General features: G+C 64.6%; 6 protein-coding genes and 1 pseudogene. 1 reads left to right on the top strand and 6 read right to left on the bottom strand.

The features are described from left to right. From EOA86_RS40570 to phnG, 6 genes and pseudogenes are all read right to left on the bottom strand, one after another. Nucleotides 1–129: pseudogene (locus EOA86_RS40570) on the bottom strand (phosphonate C-P lyase system protein PhnL); the annotation flags it as partial. A gap of 2 nt (nucleotides 130–131) precedes the next feature. Continuing rightward, nucleotides 132–908 (bottom strand): phosphonate C-P lyase system protein PhnK, encoded by a 777-nt coding sequence (gene phnK / locus EOA86_RS23405; protein ID WP_065009749.1) that lies wholly within the window; start codon nucleotides 906–908, stop codon nucleotides 132–134. Beyond that, a complete protein-coding gene (locus EOA86_RS23400) occupies nucleotides 905–1,786 on the bottom strand; it encodes an alpha-D-ribose 1-methylphosphonate 5-phosphate C-P-lyase PhnJ (RefSeq protein ID WP_128343832.1) in 882 nt (293 codons plus the stop codon). Before EOA86_RS23400 ends, phnK begins: the two co-directional genes overlap by 4 nt. Before the next feature lie 268 nt (nucleotides 1,787–2,054). Further along, on the bottom strand, nucleotides 2,055–3,167 hold the full coding sequence (locus EOA86_RS23395) for a carbon-phosphorus lyase complex subunit PhnI (protein WP_065009747.1): 1,113 nt from the start codon (nucleotides 3,165–3,167) through the stop codon (nucleotides 2,055–2,057). A 1-nt stretch (nucleotide 3,168) separates the two neighbouring features. Continuing rightward, the gene (phnH, locus tag EOA86_RS23390; RefSeq protein WP_128343830.1) at nucleotides 3,169–3,780 is read right to left on the bottom strand and encodes a phosphonate C-P lyase system protein PhnH; all 612 of its coding nucleotides are present in this window, start codon (nucleotides 3,778–3,780) and stop codon (nucleotides 3,169–3,171) included. Next, a complete protein-coding gene (gene phnG, locus EOA86_RS23385; RefSeq protein WP_128343829.1) occupies nucleotides 3,780–4,241 on the bottom strand; it encodes a phosphonate C-P lyase system protein PhnG in 462 nt (153 codons plus the stop codon). The genes phnH and phnG overlap by 1 nt, the downstream gene beginning before the upstream one ends. A gap of 122 nt (nucleotides 4,242–4,363) precedes the next feature. Here phnG and EOA86_RS23380 point away from each other — a divergent pair. Beyond that, nucleotides 4,364–4,572, top strand: a 209-nt coding sequence (locus tag EOA86_RS23380; RefSeq protein WP_128343827.1) for a GntR family transcriptional regulator, incomplete at its 3' end; no start/stop codon positions are given.

Below are 4,572 nucleotides of genomic sequence, written 5' to 3'. Positions count from 1 at the left end.
GCCGAGCACGGCGCACTCGCCTGATCTGATCGAGAACGACACGCCGGTAACGACAGGCAGTTTGATGCCGTCGCGCAGATGCATGGTGAAGCTCTTGGCGACATCGGAAACGACAAGCGGGGTTGCCATGATCACACCTGCAATATGGAAGAAACAAGGAGCTGCGTGTAGGGCGCGCGCGGATCGTCGAGCACGCGGTCGGTGAGGCCGCTTTCGACGACGCGGCCGTCCTTCATCACCATCATGCGTTGCGACAGCAGACGTGCCACTGCGAGGTCGTGGGTGACGACGATTGCCGCAAGGCCGAGATCGGTGACCAGGCCGCGCAACAGGTCGAGCAGACGCGCCTGCACGGAAACGTCGAGGCCGCCGGTCGGCTCGTCCATGAACACCAGCCGCGGCCCGGTGACGAGATTGCGGGCGATCTGCAGGCGCTGGCGCATGCCGCCGGAGAAGGCGCGCGGCTCGTCGTCGATGCGGTCCTCGTCGATCTCGACGCGTGACAGCCAGTCGACCGCAGTGGCGCGGATTTTCCCATAGTGGCGGTCGCCGACCGCCATCAGCCGCTCCCCGACATTGGCGCCGGCGGACACCGTCATGCGCAGCCCGTCGGCGGGGTTCTGGTGGACAAAGCCCCAGTCGGTGCGCATCAGGAAACGGCGCTCGGCCTCGCTCATGCGGTAGAGTTCGCGGAACTGACCGTCGCGCATGCGGTAGCTGGCGGTGCCGGAACTCGGCAGCAATCTGGTCGAGAGGCAGTTGAGCAGCGTCGTCTTGCCGGAACCGGATTCGCCGACCACCGCCAGCACCTCGCCCGGCCAAAGGTCGAATGTGACGTTTTCGCAGCCGACACGCGAGCCGTAGAATTTGGATAGCGCGGAAACGCGCAGCAGTGGTTCGTCGGTCATTGCGCCGGCTCCATCGTTTCGGGCGCAAGACGGCCGCGATGGCCTCCTTCGCGCCGTTTCTCGCAATGGTCGGTGTCGGAGCAGACGAACATGTGGCCGCCATGGTCGTCGAGGATGACCTCGTCGAGATAGACGTTCTCGGCCGCGCACAGCGCGCAGGGCTGGTCGAAGGTCTGCACCTCGAACGGATGGTCCTCGAAATCGAGGCTGACCACATCGGTGAAGGGCGGCAGCGCATAGATGCGCTTTTCGCGGCCGGCGCCGAAAAGTTGCAGAGCCGGCGAACGGTGCATCTTTGGGTTGTCGAATTTCGGCGTTGGCGAGGGATCCATCACATAGCGCCCCTCGACCTTGACCGGGTAGGCATAGGTAGTGGCAATGCGGCCGTGCCTGGCGATGTCCTCGTAGAGCTTCACATGCATGAGGCCGTATTCCTCCAGCGCATGCATCTTGCGCGTTTCCGTTTCGCGCGGTTCGAGGAAGCGCAACGGTTCGGGAATCGGCACCTGATAGACCAGCACCTGGCCCGCGCTCAGTGGATGTTCGGGAATGCGGTGGCGGGTCTGTATGATGGTCGCCTTGGCCGTCTCGGTGGTGACGGCGACATTGGCGACCTTCTTGAAGAAGGCACGGATTGAAACCGCGTTGGTGGTGTCGTCGGCGCCCTGGTCTATGACCTTGAGCACGTCTTCCGGGCCGATGATCGAAGCCGTGACCTGGACGCCGCCGGTGCCCCAGCCATAAGGCATCGGCATTTCGCGCGAGGCGAACGGCACCTGATAGCCGGGAACGGCTATGCCCTTGAGGATCGCGCGGCGGATCATCCGCTTGGTCTGCTCGTCGAGATAGGCGAAGTTGTAAGTGGCGATGTCGGTCATGGCGATCGCTTCCGCTGTGTGCTACCGAATTGACTTCCAAGACACGGAAGAAGGGCCAGGCTCAGATGACTCCAACCGGATGGATGCACATCGGAATCCTGTTGCTGGTGTTTGTCGGCGTGGTTGCCTTTGTCCTTCGAAGAATGGTTCTTCCTGCGCCGAAGGAAGGCGCGAATGGCGAAACCGTTGGCGGCAGTAGCGGCTACGGCGGATCCGGAGGGGTGTAGCGGCCATTCCCACGAGATCATGGCGGTGGAGCTAACTAAAGTCATTCCGCAGCCTGCCTCTTCTCTTCGACTTTGCCTGCGTTTTCGCGGGCGTCATGCTCGGCGCGCATGCGGCGCACGAGGTCGAGCTCGGCCTGGAAGTCGACATAGTGCGGCAGCTTCAGATGCTCGACGAAGCCGGTCGCCTGGACATTGTCGGAATGCGAGATGACGAACTCCTCGTCCTGGGCAGCGGCGACGACGTCTTCGCCGAATTCCGAAGCGCGTAACGCCCGGTCGCACAGTGCCATGGCCATCGCCTTGCGCTCGCTCTGACCGAAGACGAGGCCGTAGCCGCGGGTGAATTGCGGCGGCGCCTTGGCCGAGCCCTTGAACTGGTTGACCATCTGGCACTCGGTGACGCGCACGGAGCCGAGCGGTACCGCGAAGGGCAGCTCCGGCACATCGAGTTCCAGCTCGACCTCACCGATGCGAACTTCGCCGACGAAGGGATGGTTGCGGGCATAGCCGCGCTGGGTGGAATAGCCGAGCGCCAGCAGAAAACCCTCGTCGCCGCGTGACAGCGCCTGCAGGCGGATGTCGCGCGCCATCGGGAATTCCAGCGGCTCGCGGGTGATGTCGCCGGGGACATGATCCTGCGGCATGTCGCCATCAGGCTCGATCAGGCCTTCGCGGGCGAGGATCGCGGAGACGCGCGGCATGGCTTCCGCCTCGCTGGCACGCTGCAGCGGCTCGGCGACATCGCCGCCCGCGGCGAGCTCGGGATCGAGCAGCCGGTGAGTGTAGTCGAAAGTCGGGCCGAGCAGCTGGCCGCCAGGAAGATCCTTGTAGGTCGCCGAAACGCGCCGCTCGACCAGCATCGCGCCGGTGTCGATCGCCTTGGTATAGCCGAAGCGTGGCAGCGTGGTGCGATAGGCGCGAACCAGGAAGATCGCCTCGATCATGTCGCCGCGCGCCTGAACGATGGCGAGGGCCGCCAGCTCGCGGTCGTAGAGCGAACCCTCGCTCATCACCCGGTCGACGCCGAGCGCCAGCTGCTCGACGATCTGGTCGAGGCGCAGCGCCGGCACGGAACGGTCGCCGCGCCGGCGGTCGGCGAGCAGGGAGTGGGCGTTGGCAATGGCCGCTTCGCCGCCTTTTACCGCGACATACATATCACGCCTCCATCGTCTTGATGCGCGTCGTGCGCGGCAGGCAGGCAACGCCGTCGGGGGTGGCAAGGATGATGTCGACGCCACGCGGAAAGCGCTGGTTGTTCTGCTTCCATTGCTCGACGAAATGGCGCGGCATCTGCGCCGGCGCGATGGTTGCAGTCATTTCGATGCCGGGACCTTCGAGCAGCAGAGGGGCGCCTGAAACGATATCGCTCACCTGCAGGATCAGCGTTGTGGAGCGGTCGGGATAGTCCTGGATGCCCTGCGAAAAGCCATCGAGCGACATCATCTCGGCCGGCGTGGCGATCAGCGCGAAATGCGCGTCGGCCGGCGTATTGGCCAGCGGCGTGCCGGTGTGGAAGCCGAGCCAGGATTTCACCGCTGCTGGGGCCTGCAAAACGGGGTCGAGCCAGAGTGGCGTGTCGTTGTCGCACAGCGCCAGCGCGATCGCGCCGGCGGTGGCCGACAGTGGCGCCGGCGGGCGGGCAAGGATCGGCAGGGGCTGCAGGGTGCCTGGCCGCGCCATCGCATCCATCACGGCGCGGAACACCGTCTGGGCGTCGAACACCGGATCGGCAAAGCCGCCCTCGATCGCTTGCCTTGCGATGTCCATCAGTCTTCTCCGCGTACCATGGTGAAGAAATCGACCTTCGTTGCCGCCGTCTCGGCGCGCCGCCGTTCACGTGCGCCGGCAAGTGCGGCCTGCAGCGGCGCAATGAGTTTTGTCTCGACCTCGCGGCGCAGGGCAGGATCCTGCCAGAGCGCGTCGGCGATCGCCGCCAGTTTTGCTTTCTGCTTGTCACGGCCGAGCGCGTAGCAGTGGCCGACCTGTCCGGATGCGAGCCGGACGGTAGCGCGGGTGACCGTCGCCTCGCCGACATTGAATGGCGCGCCGCCGCCGCCGATGCGGCCACGCACGGTGACCAGGCCGGTTTCGGGACCGCGCAGGAGTTCTGCTTCCGAAGGCAGGCCGGCTGCGTTCCAAAGGCGGACGATATCGTCGCCGGTCGATTGCGTCAGCGTCGCCATGACGGCCTTGCGCTCAGCCTGATCGCGCGCTTCCTGTCCTCGCATGGAAGCCATTCCTTCCCGTTCCGAATTTGTACAATGATATAGACAATTATACAAATCATACCTATTCTCTAAAGCGTGTCCATGACGGATGGATGACAGGGCGAAAAACATCGGGGCAAGAGATGATCGGGCAACAGATTGCCAGCAGCATAGAGCGGCGCAGCGGCGTCTCGCTGTGGCGGCAGATCGCCGACCAGATCCTGCATTCGATCGCCATCGGCGACTTTGCCGAGAATGCCGCGCTGCCACCGGAGATTGCACTGGCGGAGCGTTATGGCGTCAACCGTCATACGGTGCGCAGCGCCATCGCAGCACTGGTGCAGGATGGCGT

Origin of the sequence: Mesorhizobium sp. M5C.F.Ca.IN.020.32.2.1, from assembly GCF_004023105.1 — a bacterium.
In the GTDB taxonomy this organism is placed as follows: Bacteria; Pseudomonadota; Alphaproteobacteria; order Rhizobiales; family Rhizobiaceae; genus Mesorhizobium; species Mesorhizobium wenxiniae.
Note: the sequence above shows the minus strand (reverse complement) of the source record. Positions and strands in the feature narration are given on the sequence as shown.

What these genes read in the sequence shown, in the direction of transcription:
- EOA86_RS23395 (WP_065009747.1), bottom strand. Translation starts at nt 3,167, where the DNA reads ATGTATGTCGCGGTAAAAGGCGGCGAAGCGGCCATTGCCAACGCCCAC.
- phnK (WP_065009749.1), bottom strand. Translation starts at nt 908, where the DNA reads ATGACCGACGAACCACTGCTGCGCGTTTCCGCGCTATCCAAATTCTAC.
- EOA86_RS23400 (WP_128343832.1), bottom strand. Translation starts at nt 1,786, where the DNA reads ATGACCGACATCGCCACTTACAACTTCGCCTATCTCGACGAGCAGACC.
- phnG (WP_128343829.1), bottom strand. Translation starts at nt 4,241, where the DNA reads ATGCGAGGACAGGAAGCGCGCGATCAGGCTGAGCGCAAGGCCGTCATG.
- phnH (WP_128343830.1), bottom strand. Translation starts at nt 3,780, where the DNA reads ATGGACATCGCAAGGCAAGCGATCGAGGGCGGCTTTGCCGATCCGGTG.